At 73.3% G+C, this 17,776-nt stretch carries 16 protein-coding genes; 7 read left to right on the top strand and 9 right to left on the bottom strand.

What is annotated here, in order from left to right; all coding sequences use genetic code 11:
- The first annotated feature begins 2 nt into the window (after positions 1-2).
- The 3 genes from paaC to paaE are packed head-to-tail and all read left to right on the top strand — an operon-like array spanning position 3 to position 2,436.
- The gene (gene paaC, locus STRCI_RS04450; RefSeq protein ID WP_269657507.1) at positions 3-830 is read left to right on the top strand and encodes a 1,2-phenylacetyl-CoA epoxidase subunit PaaC; all 828 of its coding nucleotides are present in this window, start codon (positions 3-5) and stop codon (positions 828-830) included.
- Positions 824-1,330, top strand: a complete 507-nt coding sequence (paaD, locus tag STRCI_RS04445; protein WP_269657506.1) for a 1,2-phenylacetyl-CoA epoxidase subunit PaaD — start codon at positions 824-826, stop codon at positions 1,328-1,330. The genes paaC and paaD overlap by 7 nt, the downstream gene beginning before the upstream one ends.
- Positions 1,330-2,436, top strand: coding sequence for a 1,2-phenylacetyl-CoA epoxidase subunit PaaE (gene paaE / locus STRCI_RS04440; protein ID WP_269657505.1), 1,107 nt, complete (start codon positions 1,330-1,332; stop codon positions 2,434-2,436). The genes paaD and paaE overlap by 1 nt, the downstream gene beginning before the upstream one ends.
- 147 nt (positions 2,437-2,583) lie before the next feature.
- On the opposite strand, the gene STRCI_RS04435 is transcribed toward paaE, so the two are convergent.
- Positions 2,584-4,749 carry a TerD family protein gene (locus tag STRCI_RS04435; protein WP_269657504.1) on the bottom strand — a complete coding sequence of 722 codons (2,166 nt, stop codon included), beginning with the start codon at positions 4,747-4,749 and terminating at the stop codon, positions 2,584-2,586.
- Positions 4,750-4,901: 152 nt separating this feature from the next.
- Here STRCI_RS04435 and STRCI_RS04430 point away from each other — a divergent pair, with 152 nt between their 5' ends.
- Positions 4,902-5,822, top strand: a complete 921-nt coding sequence (locus tag STRCI_RS04430; RefSeq protein WP_269657503.1) for a Dyp-type peroxidase — start codon at positions 4,902-4,904, stop codon at positions 5,820-5,822.
- A 2-nt stretch (positions 5,823-5,824) separates the two neighbouring features.
- Here the strand turns inward: STRCI_RS04430 and STRCI_RS04425 are convergent, their stop codons facing one another.
- Positions 5,825-6,217, bottom strand: coding sequence for a DUF5997 family protein (locus tag STRCI_RS04425; protein ID WP_269657502.1), 393 nt, complete (start codon positions 6,215-6,217; stop codon positions 5,825-5,827).
- Between the two features lie 57 nt (positions 6,218-6,274).
- On the opposite strand from STRCI_RS04425, the gene STRCI_RS04420 reads away from it, so the two are divergent.
- Positions 6,275-7,027: a LysR family substrate-binding domain-containing protein gene (locus STRCI_RS04420; RefSeq protein WP_269657501.1), complete on the top strand. Its 753-nt coding sequence runs from the start codon at positions 6,275-6,277 to the stop codon at positions 7,025-7,027.
- A 1-nt stretch (position 7,028) separates the two neighbouring features.
- Here STRCI_RS04420 and STRCI_RS04415 read toward each other — a convergent pair whose 3' ends face one another.
- From STRCI_RS04415 to STRCI_RS04400, 4 genes are all read right to left on the bottom strand, one after another.
- Entirely contained in the window at positions 7,029-9,860 is a 2,832-nt protein-coding gene (locus tag STRCI_RS04415; RefSeq protein WP_269657500.1) for a beta-L-arabinofuranosidase domain-containing protein, read from the bottom strand.
- Between the two features lie 111 nt (positions 9,861-9,971).
- Positions 9,972-10,700, bottom strand: coding sequence for a hypothetical protein (locus tag STRCI_RS04410; protein WP_269657499.1), 729 nt, complete (start codon positions 10,698-10,700; stop codon positions 9,972-9,974).
- A 227-nt stretch (positions 10,701-10,927) separates the two neighbouring features.
- Positions 10,928-11,614 carry an HAD family hydrolase gene (locus tag STRCI_RS04405; RefSeq protein ID WP_269657498.1) on the bottom strand — a complete coding sequence of 229 codons (687 nt, stop codon included), beginning with the start codon at positions 11,612-11,614 and terminating at the stop codon, positions 10,928-10,930.
- 20 nt (positions 11,615-11,634) lie between these two features.
- Entirely contained in the window at positions 11,635-12,111 is a 477-nt protein-coding gene (locus tag STRCI_RS04400; protein ID WP_269657497.1) for an Lrp/AsnC family transcriptional regulator, read from the bottom strand.
- Positions 12,112-12,307: 196 nt separating this feature from the next.
- On the opposite strand from STRCI_RS04400, the gene STRCI_RS04395 reads away from it, so the two are divergent.
- Both STRCI_RS04395 and STRCI_RS04390 read left to right on the top strand, forming a co-directional pair.
- On the top strand, positions 12,308-13,804 hold the full coding sequence (locus tag STRCI_RS04395) for an FUSC family protein (RefSeq protein ID WP_269657496.1): 1,497 nt from the start codon (positions 12,308-12,310) through the stop codon (positions 13,802-13,804).
- 95 nt (positions 13,805-13,899) lie between these two features.
- Complete coding sequence (locus STRCI_RS04390; protein WP_269657495.1) at positions 13,900-14,925, top strand: lactonase family protein; 1,026 nt, start codon at positions 13,900-13,902, stop codon at positions 14,923-14,925.
- 124 nt (positions 14,926-15,049) lie between these two features.
- Here STRCI_RS04390 and STRCI_RS04385 read toward each other — a convergent pair whose 3' ends face one another.
- The 3 genes from STRCI_RS04385 to STRCI_RS04375 form a co-directional block, all read right to left on the bottom strand.
- Positions 15,050-15,970, bottom strand: coding sequence for a sirohydrochlorin chelatase (locus STRCI_RS04385; RefSeq protein ID WP_269657494.1), 921 nt, complete (start codon positions 15,968-15,970; stop codon positions 15,050-15,052).
- A 119-nt stretch (positions 15,971-16,089) separates the two neighbouring features.
- Positions 16,090-17,067, bottom strand: a complete 978-nt coding sequence (locus STRCI_RS04380; RefSeq protein WP_269657493.1) for an N-acetylglucosamine kinase — start codon at positions 17,065-17,067, stop codon at positions 16,090-16,092.
- Positions 17,064-17,741 carry a uracil-DNA glycosylase gene (locus tag STRCI_RS04375; RefSeq protein WP_269657492.1) on the bottom strand — a complete coding sequence of 226 codons (678 nt, stop codon included), beginning with the start codon at positions 17,739-17,741 and terminating at the stop codon, positions 17,064-17,066. Before STRCI_RS04375 ends, STRCI_RS04380 begins: the two co-directional genes overlap by 4 nt.
- Positions 17,742-17,776: the final 35 nt, after the last annotated feature.

The following is a 17,776-nucleotide window of genomic DNA, read 5'->3' as shown; positions in this document are numbered from 1 at the left end:
GGATGAGTGAGGACCACGTCTACATGACCCTCGCCGAGGGCCACGAGGACGACACCCGCTGGGCCTACGGCACCGGCTTCGAGGACCCCCTGCACGGCGTCGACACCACCGTGCCCGAGGGCATCGACGCCGCCGGCCTCGCCGCGACCTGCGTCGCCCTGGCCGACGACGCGCTCGTCTCCGCCCAGCGCCTCGCCGAGTGGATCACCCGCGCCCCCGAGCTGGAGGAGGAGGTCGCGCTCGCCAACATCGGCCTCGACCTGCTCGGCCAGGCCCGCCTGCTGTACTCCCGAGCCGGCCAGGCCGACGGCACCGGCCGCGACGAGGACGCCTACGCCTACTTCCGCGACGCCGCCGACTTCCGCAACGTCCGGCTCGCCGAACTCCCCGGCGGCGACTTCGCGTTCTCCATCGTGCGGCTGCTGGTCCTGTCCAGCTGGCGGCTCGCCCACTTCGAGCGGCTGGTCTCCCACCCCGACCCGGTGCTCTCCGCGGTCGCCGCCAAGGGCGTGAAGGAACTGACCTACCACCGGCAGTACGCCGCCGAGTGGGCGGTCCGCCTGGGCGACGGCACCGAGGAGTCGCACCGCCGGATGCGCAAGGCCATGGAGCAGATCGCGCCGTACCTCGGCGAGCTGTTCACCGCCTGCGACGTACGCGACGAGGTCGTCGCCGTACTGCGCCAGGTGACCGAGGAGGCCGGACTGCCCATGCCGGCGTACCGGCCGTCCCCCGGCTCCGGCCGCGACGGTGAGCACACCGAGCATCTCGCCCCGCTGCTGGCGGAGCTGCAGAGCGTGGCCCGCGCCCATCCGGGGGCGACATGGTGACCCTGGCGCTCGACGCACGGCACGCCCGGGAGATCGCCGAGCGGGTGCCGGACCCCGAGCTGCCCATGCTGACCCTCGCCGACCTGGGCGTCCTGCGCGAGGTGAGGCTCACCGAGAACGGCACGGTCGTCGCCGAACTCACCCCCACCTACTCCGGCTGCCCCGCCATGGCCGAGATGCGGGCCGACGTCGCCGCCCGGCTCCGGGACGCCGGATACGCGCGCGTGGAGATCCGTACCGTCCTGAACCCGCCGTGGACCAGCGACTGGATCACCCCGGAGGGCCGCCGCAAGCTCACCGAGCACGGCATCGCCCCGCCCGCCGCCGCCCCCAGCGGCCCGGTGCCGCTCACGCTGTCGCCCACCCGGCACACGGTGCCCTGCCCGTGCTGCGGATCCGCGGACACCGAGGAGACCTCCCGGTTCGCCGCCACCTCCTGCAAGGCGCTCTGGCGCTGCCGCGCCTGCCGCGAGCCGTTCGAGTACGTCAAGGAGATCTGATGGCCCCGACCGCCCCCGCCGAGGCCGTGAAGCCACGCCCGCGCCGCCGCCCGGTCTTCCACCCGCTGCGGGTCGCCGCGGTGCAGCCGCTGTGCGAGGACGCCGCCGCCGTCGGCTTCGAGATCCCGGCCGAGCTGGCCGAGGAGTTCGCCTTCGCGCCCGGCCAGTCGCTGACCCTGCGGCGCGAGATCGACGGCCGCGACGAGCGTCGCTCCTACTCGATCTGCACGCCCGCCGGAGCGGCCCCGCGCATCGGCGTCCGGGTGGTCCCCGGCGGCCTGTTCTCCTCCTGGCTGGTCAACGACCTGCGCCCCGGCGACACCGTCGAGGTGATGGCCCCCACCGGCAACTTCACCCCGGACCTGACCACCCCCGGCCACCATGTGCTGCTCGCGGCGGGCTCCGGGATCACCCCGATGCTCTCCATCGCCGAGTCCGTCCTGGCCGCCGATTCCCGCTCGACGGTCACCCTGTTCTACGGCAACCGGCGCTCGGGCACGGTGATGTTCGCCGACGAGCTGGCCGACCTGAAGGACTTGTACCCGAGCCGCTTCCAGCTCGCGCACGTCCTGTCCCGTGAACCCCGGGAGGCCGAGGTGCTCTCCGGCCGCCTCGACGCCGACCGGCTCTCCGCGCTGATCGACGGCCTCGTCGAGGTGGCGACGGCCGACCACTGGTGGCTGTGCGGACCGCACGGCATGGTCCGGGACGCCCAGCGCGTCCTCGGTGAACTCGGCGTCCCCGCCGACCGGGTCCACCAGGAGCTGTTCTACGCCGACGACGAGCCGGTGCGCGAGGTGCACCACGAGGAGTCCGGGCCCACCGGCCCCGTCAGCCAGGTCACCCTGGTCCTGGACGGCCGCACCACCACGTCCGCCCTGCCCCGGGAGCGGACCATCCTGGACGGTGCCCAACGCAACCGCCCCGACCTGCCGTTCGCCTGCAAGGGCGGCGTCTGCGGCACCTGCCGCGCCCTGGTCACCGACGGCAAGGCCGACATGCGCCGCAACTTCGCTCTCGAAGAGGCCGAGGTCGAGGCGGGCTATGTGCTCACCTGCCAGTCGTACCCGGTCTCCGAGACGCTGACGGTGGACTACGACAGCTGAAAAGGTTCCGGCCGTCCCGCGCGAGGGCGGGACGGCCGGAACCTTGAGCCGAGGGCGAGGAAAGCGAGGGGACTAGATCAGTGAATCCGCTTTGCGGCGGTGAGAAGGAAGCCCCCTACATGGCCTCGCCACGGCTCACGCTACCAGTCACTCCGGGATCAGGTCGCGGAGATTTTCCGGCGTCACGATCCGCGAGTCCGGGTGCAGTCCCTCGGGGCGCTGGAGCCCGACGTAGGTGACCGGACCGTCCGGGACCTTCTCCCCGTCCCACACCGTCACGGCATCGTCGCCCATCAGCTCGGTGAGGTAACGCACCGTCAACTGCCGCCGCTCGACGATCCCGCGCAGCAGGGTGGCCACCGACACCCGGTTCCCCTCGACCGTGTTGGCCGCCGGCGCACCGCTCAGATACAGGTGCAGCCACTTCGCGCGCCACCGCCCGTCGTCGCCGCGCAGGAACACCAGCGGCAGCGCCACCCGGCCCGCACCCCGCAGCTCCGACTTCGTCCGCACGGTCCGGGGCTCGAACGGACGCCCCTTCTGCTCGCCCTCCCGCAGCATGAACCCGAAGAACGACTCCGCGGCCTCCTCGAAGCCCTCCCCGGAGTAGATGTGGACCTGAGGCACGACGAACGTGCCCCGCACGGCCCCCAGCCGCAGGTTGATGAACTCCGAGGCGCCCCGCGGCGCTTCGGTGACATCGCCGGAGTGCTCGCCCTCCACCTCCGTGAGGTTGGTCCACGAGAGCCAGCACAGGGTCTTGTAGTTGTCGTTCAGCATCAGCGCCGACAGGTCGTAGTCGGTGTCCCGGCGGGACTGCCGCCAGTACACGAAGAACCGCAGCAGCTCGCCCTCCACCGGCGAGAGAGAACCGCGCGGCAGGACTCCGAGTCCGGCCGCGGTCGCCCGCCCGCTCAGCGGCAGCGCCACATCGAGGACGTCCGGGTCGACCAGCAGCCGCCCCGTCTCCGGCAGCCGCCGCAGGATCTCGTCGTCCAACGCGGCCAGCAGCCGCACCCGTTCGGCCCTCGGCACCGCGGCCCGCGCGTCCTCGGTGACCCACGCACGCCCGCGCCGGTTGATGAACACGCGGCGTCGGTCACCGCGGTCGACCCGGTTGTGCAGATGCTCCCGCACCGACAGCACCACCCGGCCGGACACCCGCGGTGCCGCCTCCACGACGGCGCCCACGACGAGGTCCCGCTCCTGCTGCGTACGGCACCCGCGCAGCAGCCGGTCCACCGACCGGAACAGCCGTCCCGGCGCGTCCTTGAGCAGCTCCACGGCGCCGACGAGATCGTCCGCGCCGAGCCGCTCCTCCACCCCGCGGTCGAGGGACGGCGCCCTGCGCTCACCCCGCGCCACCGCGAACACCTCGGCGGCGTGCGGCCATTGCGGGTACTCGTGCGGGTGCAGCCGCTCCCCGAGCCGCTTGAACTCCTCACGGTGCGCGGCCACGTCGGCCAGCTTGCCGGGCGCGGCCGCGACGACGGAGTCCAGGCCCGCGAGCAGCGCGCGCCGCACCGGGCGGGACAGCCCCCGGAACCGGGTCCGCTCCTGGAGCGTGACATCGCCGTCGGACAGCGCACAGGCCAGCCGCAGCACATCCGTCACCGTGTCCAGCAGCAGCCCGGCACCCACGGCCAGCCGGGCCCGGTTGACCACGGCCCGGTTCTCCCGCACCGGAATCGCCTCCGGCTGCGGCCCGTCGGCGCACACCCCGGCCAGCACCGCGAGGTCGGCGAGCCGCTCGTCGCCCAGCGGGGTGGTGGACCCCGCGAGCGCCAGATACAGCGCGCCGATCTCGTCGTCGAGTGCGCCGCCCAGATGCAGCACGGTCACCCGGTCACCGACGGAGGCGATCAACTCCTCGTGCGCGGCCAGCAGATCGGCGTACGAGTGCTGGTAGCGGCCGTACGACGGCAGGGTCAGCAGGTTCACCGTGCTGGTGCTCAACTGGTCGAGGATCCCGGGCCGGACGGACTCGTCGGCGAGGGCGCGGACCAGGCAGTCCCGCCAGAAGTCCACGGTATCCGGGACGTTCGCCGGGAAGTCGATGAAGTACGCGTTGTACCGGACGTGGTCGCCGACCAGCTCGCGGACGGTGGGCAGGGTGCGCGTGGCGGTGTCCACGACCGTCGCCTCGGACAACTCCGAGAGCCGCGCCAGCAGTTCCGCCGAGAGCTTGAAGCCCACCTGCATCAGCGCGGCGTCGAACTGCCGTGCGGCCACAGCGCCTTGCCCCGCGACACCGGTGGGCGCGGGGAGACGAAGAGTGTGGCGGACGACCAGGGATTCCAAGCTGTGCGACATGCCAGGGATGATCCCAGGGTCGTACGCGTGTGCGCATGCGGGTTTTGTGCGGCCACCGGCGGCGGGCCTTGCTCCCGACGCGGCCGCGACCGGCGCCCGGGCGGCGGCCCGTACAGTCGGGCGGTCATGTCGGGCAGGGCGGGAGGGGTCCCATGCCGTCGTCGATACGTCCGCAGCCGGTGGTGGGCCCACCGGCCCCCAGTGCGGTGTTCCTGGTCGCGACCGTCGAGCCGGGCGGCGAGTCCGCGGTACGCGAACTGCTGCACGGGCTCTCCGGATTGGTCCGCGCCCTCGGGTTCCCGCACCCCGGCGGCGGGCTGACCTGCGTCGCCGGAGTCGGATCGGCCGCCTGGGACCGGCTCTTCGGCCACCCGCGACCAGCCGGGCTGCACCCCTTCCGGGAGCTCACGGGTGCCCGGCACCGTGCCGTGTCCACCCCGGGCGATCTGCTCTTCCACATCCGGGCCGCCCGCCAGGACCTGTGCTTCGCGCTCAGCACGGAGATCCTCAAGACCCTGCGCGGCGCGATCACCGTCCAGGACGAGGTGCAGGCGTTCTCCTGGTTCGACGCCCGCAATCTCCTCGGCTTCGTCGACGGCACCGAGAACCCGGTCGGCCCGGACGCCTCGCTCGCGGCGCTGGTCGACGAGGAGGACTCCGGGTTCCGCGGTGGCGGCTACGTGGTCGTGCAGAAGTACCTGCACGACCTGGACGCCTGGGAGGCGCTCACGGTCGAGGCGCAGGAGCGGGTCATCGGCCGTTCCAAGCAGGACAACCTGGAACTCGACGTCCCCGGCTCCCACGTCGACATCAACACCGTCACGGGCCCGGACGGCGAGCCCCTGGAGATCCTGCGCGCCGCGCTGCCGTTCGGCAGGCCGGGGCACGGCGAGTTCGGTACGTACTTCCTCGCCTACGCCCGTACGCCCGACGTCATCGAGACGATGCTCGGCCGGATGTTCCTGGGCTCACCGCACAGCGGCCCCGACCCGATCCTCGACTACTCCCGGGCCGTCACCGGCACCCTGTTCTTCGCGCCGTCCGCGGACTTCCTGGCGGCCCTGAAGAGCTGAGGTCAGCCGTCCTGCCGGGCCGCCCGCTCGGCCTGCTGCTTGATGCGGGCCGACTCCTTGCGGACCTCGGCCTGGGTGGCGCGCTCCTTGCGGAGCCACTCGGGCTCCTCCTGCTTCAGCGCCTCGATCTGGTCCGTGGTGAGCGCCTCGCTGATCCCGCCCCGGGCCAGGCCCGCGATGGACACGCCGAGCTTCGCCGCGACCACCGGACGGGGGTGCGGGCCGGTGCGGCGCAGCTCGCGCAGCCACTCCGGCGGGTCGGCCTGGAGCGCGTTCAGCTCGGCGCGCGAGACGGCACCCTCGCGGAAGTCGGCGGGGGTGGCGTCGAGGTACACACCCAGCTTCTTGGCCGCTGTCGCGGGCTTCATCGTCTGGGCGGAATGGTGCTGCGTCATGTCTCAAGGGTATCGACCGGTGGAACACTCGCCGACCACGGCCGGTAACCTGGCCAGGTGACAGGCTCGGAAGCACCCCTGACGTTCCGGCTCGCGTACGTACCCGGAGTGACACCCTCGAAGTGGGTGCGGATCTGGCACGAGCGCTATCCCGACGTCCCCCTCGACCTCCTCTCGGTCACCACGGCCGAGGCCCCCGAGGTGCTCCGGGAGGGCCGCGCGGACGCCGCGTTCGTCCGGCTGCCGGTCGACCGGACGTTCTTCAGCGCGATCCCGCTCTACACCGAGACCACCGTCGTCGTGGTCCCGAAGGAGCACGCGATCGCGGCCGTCGACGAGGTCACCACGGAGGATCTGGCCGACGAGGTCGTCTTCCACCCCCTGGACGACGTCCTCGGCTGGGAGCGGCCGCCGGGCGAGCCGGGCTTCGAGCGGCCCGCGACCACCGCGGACGCGATCGAGCTGGTCGCGGCGAACGTCGGCCTGCTTGTCGTGCCCCAGTCACTCGCCCGGCTCCACCACCGCAAGGACCTCACCTACCGCACCCTGGTGGACGCCCCCCAGTCGGGCATCGCCCTGTCCTGGCCGGAGGAGGCCACGACGGACCTGGTCGAGGACTTCATCGGAGTCGTCCGCGGCCGCACGGTCAACAGCACCCGGGGCCGCGCGACGGCCCAGGAGCAGCCGAAGGCGAAGGCCCAGGAGCAGCCCAGGCGCAAGCGCCCCGACACCACGGCCGCGCGCCGCAAGCCCGCTCCCGCCAAGAAGGCCACCCCCGGCCGCCGCGGAAAGCCCCGCCGCCGGTCCTAGGTCACGCCGCGTACGTGGCCCGCTGCGCCGTGCTCACCACCGCCCGCCCGTCGGCCGCGCTCAGCAGCCCCGCCGCCACCCACGCGTCCACCGTCGACCGCACCCGCGTCACCAGCGCGCCCTTGCCGCCGAACGGCGCCGCGGCCCAGACCTCGTCCAGCAGCGTCGTGCCGTCTGCCTTCGCCGGGTTCGCGACCCCGGAGTCGGTCCCCCCGAACACCACCCTGGGCTCGGAACGCCGGAGGTAGGCGTGGATGGGATCCTCGGTGCCCTCGTGGAAGGGGGCGAACTCCGTGCCGTCCAGGGTGAAGTGGAGCGGCTTCCCGGTGACCGGGGTGAGTGACGGCAGCAGGTCGCCGGAGAGCCCGACGTTGCGGTACAGGCCCAACGGGAGGTACGCGGTCGAGGAGTTGCGCCCGACCAGGTTCACCGGGCCGTAGCACAGGGTCTGGAGGGATGGGTCGTCCAGCGCCTTCTCCGCCCGGAGCCGGAAGGGCATGGAGATCCGCACGGTGTCCCCGCTCCGCCAGGTCCGTGACACCGTGAAGTAGCTCCCCGGTGCCGGAGTGCCGCTCACCGCACGCCCGTTGACCGTCACCCGGAATCCCGCGGTCGCCCAGGACGGCACCCGCAGTCGCAGCTCGAACGTGGCGCCGCCGCCCCCGATCGTGAGCGTGGTGCCCTGCTCCCGGGGGAAGGCGGTGGTCTGAGTGACCGTCACTCCCTTGTCCGCCCAGGTCAGTCGGGACGGACTGTAGAGGTTGACGTACAGGGCGCTGCCGTCGGCCTTGGTGAAGTACACCGAGTCCTGGTACTTGGTGGCGCTCTCCATGCCGGTGCCCTCGCAACAGGTGGTGCCCTGCTTCGGGGTGTAGTCCCGCACATGGCCGGGCGTCAGCCCGATGAAGTAGGTGACGAGCGGCTTCTCCGCGTCGGGCTTGTCCTGCTTGGAGCCGAGCACCTGGTTGTAGAGGGCCCGTTCGTAGTAGTCCATGTACTTGGGAGACTGCTCGTGGAAGAAGAGCGTCCGGCTCAGCTTGAGCAGGTTGTACGCGCAGCAGGTCTCGGCCGTCGTGGCGCTGATCGTGCCCGCGATGACGTCCCGCGCCTTCCAGAACTCGCCCGTGCTGGTGCCGCCGATGCCGTACATGCGGTGCGGGACGACCATGCCCCAGAAGTTGCGGGCGGCGTCGAGGTAACGCTGCTCTCCGGTGGCGTCGTACAGCCTCAGGTACCCGGTGAAGATCGGTATGTGCTGGTTGGCGTGCAGGCCGTCCAGGATGTCGGTGCCGGCGGAGCAGGAGTCGATCAGCCGGTCGAGGTCGAACAACCGGGCCAGCGCGAGGTGTTCGGCCTTGCCGGTGATCGCGTGCAGATCGCAGATCGCCTCGACGATGCCGCCGAACTCACCGCTGGAGAACAGGCCCCACATGCGTTGCAGGGTCGCCTCCGGCAGCTTGGACAGTCGCCAATACATCCAGTCGGCCATGCCGGACGCGAGGTCGAGGGCGCGTGCGTCCTCCGTCGCGAGGTAGGCGTCCAGCACACCGCGGAGGATCTTGTGCGCGGTGTAGTACGGCGCCCACACCTGCGTGTAGTCGCTGCTGGTCCTGGACTCCAGGTCGATGAACTGCGTCTCCGGGTAGGCCGCCAGGAACCCCGGGTGGCTCGGCCCGCCCCAGGTGCGGCGCAGGGTGGCGGTCGGTCCGCGTCCCGAGCCGTCCGCGAAGGTGCCGCCGGAGGTCTCGTCGAAGGCGTACGACGCCAGGTCGCCGCGTCCGGCCGCGCTGTCGGCGGCCCGGCTGCCCTGCAACCCGGTGATCTCGGCGGCGGTCAGGGCCCGTGACCAGACGTTGAACTCGTCGAAGGCGCCCGCGAAGACGGGGTCGGCGGGGTAGTTGGAGCGGCCGAGCCAGTTGTTCACGGGGGTGCCGAGCGCGGCCGGGGTGAGGGTCATCGCGGTGTTGCGGGCGGCCTCGGTGCCGTTGACGTAGAGGATGCCGGTGCCGCCCGCGAGGGTGGCGGCGAGGTGGCTCCACTGGTTCAGCGGCAGCGCGGCGGTGCCGTTCAGGCCCTGCTCGGCGCCGGGGCCGCCGGTGGTGATGGCGAAGCGCGGGACGCCGTCGGCGTTGCGGGCGGCGAGGTACAGATAGCGCGTGGTGTTGTCGCCGAAGTCGAGGACCCGGGCCCAGTTGCCGTCGTGGGTGGGCTTGACCCAGGCCGACAGGGTGACCGCGGAGGCGGCGCCGAGCGTGCCGGAGGGCAGGTCGACGTACTGGTAGGAGCCGCGCTCGTTCTCGACCGCCGTACCGAACTTCCCCGCGGTGCCCAGCACTTCGGGGTCCTTGCGCAGCGCCGCGCGTACCTCGGTCAGCGCGCCGATCATCGTGCGCAGCCGGTCGGCGAAGACCTGTTCGCCGGTGCCGGCCCAGGCCTGGGCGAGCATCGTCATGAAGTGGCCGGTGTAGTGGCCGCGGAGGTTGCCGTTGGCCTCGCCGTCGAGGCCCTCCCAGCCGCCGGGGGCGACCGCGTCTCCCGTGGGGAGACCGGCGTTGGCGCGGAAGACCTGGAGCAGCCGGTCGACGTCGTAGCCACGGGCGTGGTCGAGCATCAGCTCGCGCTTGTCGGTGAAGAGGCCTTGGCCGAGGGCGACTTGGTCGAGGGCGAAGGGCCTGACCGTCCAGGCGGCGGGTGCGGGGAGCGCCGCCGAGGCGGTGGGCGGTGCGGCAACGGCCGCCGCGGCGCGGGTCGTTGGGGCGAGGGAGGTCGCGGGCACGGCAGCGGCGAGGGCCGCGGCCTGGAAGAGGGATCGTCTGGAGAGGGGCGGTGCCATGGGTGCTCCTCTTGATTGGTCGGCATATCGAACGATGTGCGAACAGTCGACCAGACGATAGGAACGGGGCGCGTGAGGGTCAACGGGCCTGGAGCGGTCAATTCCGGCCGCTCAGTCCGAGGAGACACTCGCAAGCTCCTTGGCGACCTTGCTCAGCGGCGCGATGAGCAGCCACAACGCGGCCAGGCAGACGAGCGCGCCTGCCCAGGTCTCGTGCAGTCCCGACAGCCACGGCACCACCAGTGCGAACGGCAGCCCGTAGACCGTCAGCCAGCCCACGGCCCCGCGCACGGTCCAGCAGTCCTCCTCCGAGGCGCCGAGGCCGACGGAGAGTCCGCCGATGATCCCGCCCATGAGCCCGGTCAGCAGGAGAGCGCCACCGGTGGCCGGCCACCGCCCCACCCGCAGCCACTCCTCGAAGTCCTCCGGCGCGGACGCGGCGCCAAGAGCCAGCACCAGCCCGGCGATCGGGACGCACATCAGCACCAGATTCACGATGCGCAGCGTGTCCCACAGCCACTCGGGCTCGCCCCAGTCGTCGGGCATCAGACCGGCCACCCGCGGCGGCTCGCTGCCCGTGTCGGCGACCATGCCACGCCGCAGCCAGCGTACCGCCCACCCCAGCAGTACGGCCCACAGCACCCCGCAGCCCAGCGCCGCCCCGCCGACCGCCAGCGCCGTCCGTGCCCCCGCCCGGTCGGGGTGCCACCACAGCAGAACCCCGGACAACCACCCGAGGGACACCGCGGCGCCCGCGGCCAGTCGTGCGGCCACGGTGAACAACCGGCCGGTCCGCTCCGCGCGTTCGCGGCTCGTGTGCAGTCGGTAGAGCTCGAACACGCAGACCAACTCGCCGCGCTGTCGCCGCCGCAGCCTCAGCACGGCTGCCCGTTGATCATCTCGGTCATGCCATCAAGACCACCGGGTCGGTCCGATGGTTGCCCCGCTGCACACGACGCGGTTCCGGCCACGCCGCGTCATGCCGCACGGCTACTGACCGCGCTGCTGCAGGCCCCGCCGCTCAAGACCGCTCCGCTCAAGACCGCTCCGCTCCGGACCTCACCGCTTCAGGCCGCTCCCGCGAGCCATTCGTACGCCGCCCGCGCCGTGAACTCCTCCTGTCCGCCGTGCAGCAGGAGCCCGGCCGTCGCGAACTCGGGGGCGTCGGCCTGGGCGGCGACGTACGGGATCGCGATGCAGCGCATCCCGGCCGCGTGCGCGGCGACGGCACCCGGGGCCGCGTCCTCCAGGACCACGCAGTTCGCGGGCTCGGCGCCCAGACGGCGGGCGGCTTCCAGGAAGACGTCCGGGGCGGGCTTGCCGTGGTCGACCTCGTCGGCGGAGACCAGGGTGCGCAGCTGGGCGTCCAGGCCGGTGCCGGCCAGCACCGCCTCGATCGCCTCCCGCGAGGAGCCCGACGCCACGGCCATCGGGACGCCCTCGCCGGCCAGTAGCTCCACGAACTTCCGCATCTGCGGGTACGCGCGCGTGCCGGCCCGGGCGAGCGCGAGGTAACGGCGGTTCTTCGCGGCGAGCAACTCCTCCACCGAGGCCTGGAGTCCGTAGCGGGCCTTCCAGTCCGTGACCGTCTCCAGGGTGCTGATGCCGACGTAGGCCTCGTGCTCGGCCCAGGAGAAGTCCGGGACGCCGTGCTCGGCGAGGGTCAGGCGACCCGCTTCGTAGTAGTTCGGCTCGCTGTCCACGAGCGTTCCGTCGAGATCGAAGATGACCGAGATGCCGCCGAGCTTGCTCATGGGGTCCAGCATGCCAAGGATCATTTGCGGGCCGCGCGGCCCACCGACTCCACCAGCGGCAGCATCCGGTGCGCCACCCGCTCGCGCAGGGCGACCTCGGTCCGGGTGCGCACCACGCCCGGCAGGCTGATCAGCTTCTGGATCACGTCCTCCAGGTGCGCGTTGTCCCGCGCCACCACCCGGGTCAGCAGATCCCCACCGCCCGTGATCGAGAACGCCTCCACGATCTCCGGTACGGCCGCCAGCGCGTCGCCCACGTCGTCGAGGTGGCCCTGGGTGACCTCGATGTGCACGAACGCGAGCACCGGATGGCCGAGCGCGCCGGGGGAGAGGGCGGGTCCGCTGCCGGTGATCACACCGTCCCGCTCCAGCCGGTCGAGCCGGGCCTGGAGGGTGCCGCGGGCGATCCCGAGGATGCGGGCGTACTCGCGCACGCTGGTGCGCGGCTGCTCCAGCAGCAGTCGCAGGATGCGGGTGTCCAGCTCGTCCACGGCCATGGGGCCGGCCTCCTCGCGCGTGGTCCGTTGGCCCGCCGGTGGGCGGGACCGGACCGGTATGTCTGTGCCAATGGCCCAGCATATTCGAGCCGACTTGAGCCAGCAGCCGGGCGGATGCTGCAATGAACGAGTCGATGGCGCTGCGGACCTCCGCGGCGCCTTTTTCATGCCAATTCCGAGCAGGGGGCCGAAAGCAGTGCTGAAGAGGGTGTTCATGGCGCCGGACCCGGGGCGGGCGCGGTTGCGCTTCGCCGCGCGGGCCGTCGTCGGCATCGGTCTCGCGGTCGTCGTCTGCGGACTCGCCGGGCATTCCCTCGTCGGCGCCGTCACCGGCGGCCTCGCCGCGCTGCTCGCCCTGTTCACCGTCACCGACGCCACCGTGCGCGGCCAGGCGGTCACCACCGCGCTGCTGCCGCTCGTCGGCCTGCCCGTGCTCGCCGCGGCGGCCGAACTGCACGACCAGCCGCTCGCCCGCGACCTCACCTTCCTCGCGGTCGTCGGCGTGGGCGTGTACGCCCGCCGCTGGGGCCCGCGCGGCCACAGCCTCGGCGTCTTCGCGTTCATGACGTACTTCGTGGCGCAGTTCCTCCAGGCGACCCCGCGCCACCTCCCCGAGCTCTATGCCGCCGTGCTCCTGTCCCTGCTCGTCGCGGGCGGGGTGCGCTTCGGCCTGTGGTGCTACGAGCGTCGGCTGCCCCCGGCCCCCGTGCCCGCCGGACCGGGCGGCACCGGACTCGCCCGGGTGACCACGCGCCAGGCCGTCCAGGCGACCGCCGGCGCGGGCTTCGCCCTCGTGGTGGGCCAGCTGGTCTCCGGCGAGCGCTGGTACTGGGCCGTCGGCGCCACCTGGTGGGTCTTCGTCAACACCACCTCGCGCGGCGAGACCCTGGTCCGCGGCTTCCGCCGGGTCCTCGGCACGGTGATCGGCATCGGCCTCGGCCTCGCCGTCGCGGTCCCGGTGGACGGCGCGCCGCTCCCCACCGCCGCGATCCTCGCCGTCTGCGTCTTCGGCATCTTCTACACGGCCGCGGTCTCGTACACCTGGATGATGCTCTGCGTCACCCTCCTCGCCGAACTCCTCTACGGCCTGCTCGGCGTCCTCGACCCCGCGCTGCTGGCGCTGCGGCTCGCGGAGACCGGCGTCGGCGCGCTCGGCGCCGTCCTCGCTGTGCTGTTCGTCCTGCCCGTCACCACCCACGCCGTCACCGACGCCTGGATCCAGCGCGCCCTGCGCTGCGTCCATGCCGCCACCGCCGAGGCCGCCGCCCGCCTCGCGGGCTCCACCACCGCCGACCCGGCCTCGCGGGTGGCGGAGCTGGAGCAGCTGCTCGGCCGGGTGCGCCTCTCGGTCGCCCCGCTGGTCCACCCGCTCAACCCGATGCTGGGCCGCAAGCGCCGGGCCCGCCGGGTGCTCGCCCTGCTCGACGACTGCGCCCGCGAGATCCGCGGCCTGGTCGCGGTGGCCGCCGACCCGGTGGCCTCGCACGACGCCCGTCTGGCCGCGGCCTGCTGGCGCGTGGAGTCGGCGGTGGAGGCCCTCACCGGCGACGGCACCGTCGGGCCCGCACGGCCCGCCACGTCCCCGGCCGCGACGGAACCGGCCCTCGCCCACCTGCACGGCCTGGAGTGGGCCCTGGCGGAGCTGGCGACCCCCCTTCGGACTCCGTCGGGGTCGCCACTGGTCGGGGCGTGAGACGCGGCCGATGTGTGCGGTCGAGCTTGGTCTAGACCGCGCATGATCGACTGCTACCGTCACCCCCGGACGCACCCGACCGAGAGGGGACAGTGGTGGCAGACGGTGGCAGGCGGGCTTACATCGGGTCGTTCACGGCGGCCGGCGGGCCGGGAATCGTCGTCGCGGCCGTGGACGCCGACAACGGGGCGCTGACCCTCCTCTCCGGCGCGGACGACCTGCCCGACCCCGCCTATCTGGCCCTCTCGCCCGACGGCGGCACGCTCTACGCGGTCAGCGAGACGGCCCAGGGCGCGGTGGCCGCGTACCGCCTGACCGGTGACCGGCCCGAGCCGGCCGGCCCGCCCACGCCCGTGGCGGGCAGCGGCCCCACCCACCTCGGCCTGTACGCGGGGCACGTCCTGACCGCGAACTACGGCTCCGGCAGCATCAGCGCCGTCCCCCTGCGCCCCGACGGCTCGCTCGCGCCCGCCCCCTGTGATGTCCTCCCGCACACCGGCTCCGGCCCGCACACGCCCCGCCAGCAGGCCCCGCACGCCCACCAGGTGCAGGCCGACCCCAGCGGCCGCTGGGCCGTCAGCGTGGATCTCGGCACCGACTCGGTGCGGGTCTGCACCCTGGCCGACGGCCGCCTCGACGTCCACGGCGAGTACGCGCTCCGCCCCGGATCGGGGCCCCGCCACCTGGCCTTCCACCCCGACGGCGCGCACGCGTACGTGGTCAACGAACTGACCCCCACGGTCACCGTCTGCCGCTGGGACGCCGCCGACGGCTCCCTGAAGCCGCTGGCCGAGACCCCGGTCCTGCCGGGCGCCCCGGCGGGCGACGCCTACCCGTCGGGCATCGTCGTGGCACCCGACGGCCGCTTCGTGTGGACCGCGACCCGCGGCGAGGACGTCCTGTCGGCGTTCGCCGTCGAGGGCGGGGGGCTCCGGCTGCTCGCCACCGTGCCCTGCCGCGGCCACTGGCCGCGGGCTCTCACCGAGGCGGGCGGGTTCCTGTACGCCGCCAACGAGCGCTCCGGCGACGTGGCCTGGTTCACCGTGGACCCGGCCTCGGGCCTGCCGCGCTACGGCGGCTCCGTCGAGGTCCCGGCGGCGTCCTGCGTGGTCATCGGCTGACCCGGCCGCTGATCGGCTCAATCACGACGAAGGGCCCGCTCCGATGCGTGGAGCGGGCCCTTTCCGTCGTGCCGTGTGCGTGCCCCCGGTCGCGCCAGGGGCGTGCCGCGGGCGCTGCCGGGCGTCAGCGGACCGGCGTGCCCTGCGCCTGCGGGGGCGCGATGCCGAGCGCGGTCGTGTACTTGGCCAGCGCAAGCTTGCCGATCGCCGGGTAGGCGCCCAGCGCCTCGGCGGCGGCGCAGCCCGCCTCCTTGGCCGCCTCCTCGATCAGCGCCGGGTCGATCTCCGGCCCTATCAGGTACGGCGCCAGCGCGAGCTGCTGCGAACCGGAACCGCGCAGCTGCTCGGCGACGGAGGCGATCGAGCCCTCCTGGTCCAGGGCCGCCGCCATCACCGGCACGGCGAGGCGCGCGGCGAGCAGCATGCCGGTGATCCCGGCCGCCTGCACGGCCTCGTCGCCACCCACGGAGGCCAGGATGATGCCGTCGGCGGCCGTGGCCACGGTGAACAGGCGGGCGCGGTCGGCGCGGGCCAGACCGGCCTCCGAAAGCCGCACGTGCAGCGCCTCGGCGAGCAGCGGGTGCGGGCCGAGCGCGTCGGTCAGATCGGCGGCGATCCGGCTCTCCATCACGGCCTGGCGGACCTGGCGCAGCAGCGCGCCGTCCGGACCGGCGAGCAGCGGGACCACGACGGCCACCGTGCCCTCGGGCGCCTTGACCTCCACACCCGCGGCGATCGCCTGCTCGTAACGTGCGGTGCGCTCCTGAGCGGTGTGCGCGAGGACGGCCTGGAGGGTGGGGAACTCCGCGTCGTCCCCGTCGAGGTACCCGATCCGGGCGTCGAGGCCCGGCAGCTCGGAGCGGGCGATGCTCACGACCTCCTCGGCGAGGCTGCGCGTGGCGGCGCCCGGCGTCCCCGGAACCGCGAGGACGAGCGCGGGCGCGCCCTCGGGCGCGGCCAGCGGCTCGGGTCGGCGGTGCCGCCCGGGCTGGCGGGGGCGCGGCATTCGTACTGGCAGGCCGGCGGGCCCAGTGGGGGAGCTCATGGCGCCGCATGTTACTGGTTTCCGGTGCTCCCCTGTTCGGGGAGGGTGCAGGTGAGCGGTATCCGTCCGGTTTTGTCTGATGAGTTACGCGCGTTGCGGAACCGGACCGGCGCAGGCGATCAGTCCTCCTTGTCGGTCACCACGGAGAGCATCGACCCATCACTCGGCAGAGTGAGCGCCCCGGCCGCCAGTTCGGTCGCGATCCGCACCGCCCCCAACAACGGGTCCCCGGCGGCCGCCACCCGCCGTGCGTGCGGCAGCCGCGCCGACAACTCCTCTTCCAGGGGTACGATCAGGGCGTCCCCGATCTTGAACAGTCCGCCGGTGAGCGCGACTTGAGGCGTGCCCTCGGCCGGGCAGACGGCCGCCGCCGACTCCGCCATGGACCGGGCGGCCGCCCGCAGGATGCCGACGGCGACCGGGTCGCTCCCGGCGCAGGCGGCCACCTCGGGAGCGAAGGAGGCGAGCACGGCGGGCCGGTCCGGCCGTGGGTAGAGCTGCCCCGGCAGCCCCGGCATCGGCCCGAACAACCCCTCGGCACGCGACAGCAGAGCGGCCGATCCACCGGGCCGCCCGTCGTGGGCGCGCAACGCCGCCTCAAGGCCCGCCCGCCCGATCCACGCGCCCCCGCCGCAGTCGCCGAGCAGATGCCCCCAGCCGTCCGCCCGACGCCAGCACGTCAAGTCCGTGCCGACGGCGATCAGTCCTGTTCCGGCCGCGACGACGGCACCCGGCCGGGACCCCAGCGCCCCGGTGTAGGCGGTGACCGCGTCGGCGGCCAGCGCGACCCGGCGCACCCCGAACTCCCGCGCCAGCGCGCCCGGCAGCTCCGCACGCAGGGCGTCCCCCAGGGTGGCGAGCCCCGCGGCCCCCACCGCGGCGGTGTCCACCCGGTCCAGTCCGGCCTCGGCGGTCAGTTCCCGCACCAGCGGCACCAGTTGATCCAGCAGATGCCCGGCGTCGATGCCGCCCGCCCCCGTGCGCACCGGCACCCGGGACTCCCGCTGCCCCAGCACGCCCCGCTCGGCGGTGCCGACGACCACCCGCAGCCCGGAGCCCCCGGAGTCGACGGCGAGGAGTCCGCGGGCAGCGATCACGGCAGGCGCCAGTCCACCGGCTGACCGCCCTGCCCGATCAGCAGGTCATTGGCCCTGCTGAACGGCCGGGAACCGAAGAAGCCGCGGTCCGCCGACATGGGGGAGGGGTGAGCGGACTCCACCGAGGGCAACGAGCCGAGCAGCGGGCGCAGATTGCGGGCGTCCCGGCCCCACAGGATGGACACCAGCGGCTTGCCGCGCGCCGCGAGGGCCCGGATCGCCTGCTCGGTGACCTCCTCCCACCCCTTGCCGCGGTGCGCCGCCGGCTTGCGCGGGGCCGTGGTGAGCGCCCTGTTCAGCAGCAGCACGCCCTGCTGGGTCCAGGGCGTCAGATCGCCGTTGGACGGCTGCGGCAGCCCGAGGTCGGTGTGCAGTTCGCGGTAGATGTTGAGGAGACTGCCGGGCAGCGGACGCACCTCGGGCGCGACCGAGAACGACAGTCCCACCGCGTGTCCCGGTGTCGGATAGGGGTCCTGTCCGACGATCAGGACGCGTACCTCGTCGAAGGGCTGCTGGAAGGCCCGCAGCACATTCGGTCCGGCGGGGAGGTAGGTGCGTCCCGCGGCGATCTCCGCGCGCAGGAAGTCGCCCATCTCGGCGATCCGTCCGGCGACGGGTTCCAGGGCCTTCGCCCAGCCCGGTTCGACGATTTCATGCAAGGGTCGTGGTGCCACGGGCGTCACCCTACTGCCGTACACACGGCGGAGAT

Source organism: Streptomyces cinnabarinus, from assembly GCF_027270315.1.
GTDB lineage: Bacteria > Actinomycetota > Actinomycetes > Streptomycetales > Streptomycetaceae > Streptomyces > Streptomyces cinnabarinus.
This window is presented reverse-complemented; position numbering and strand designations above follow the sequence as displayed.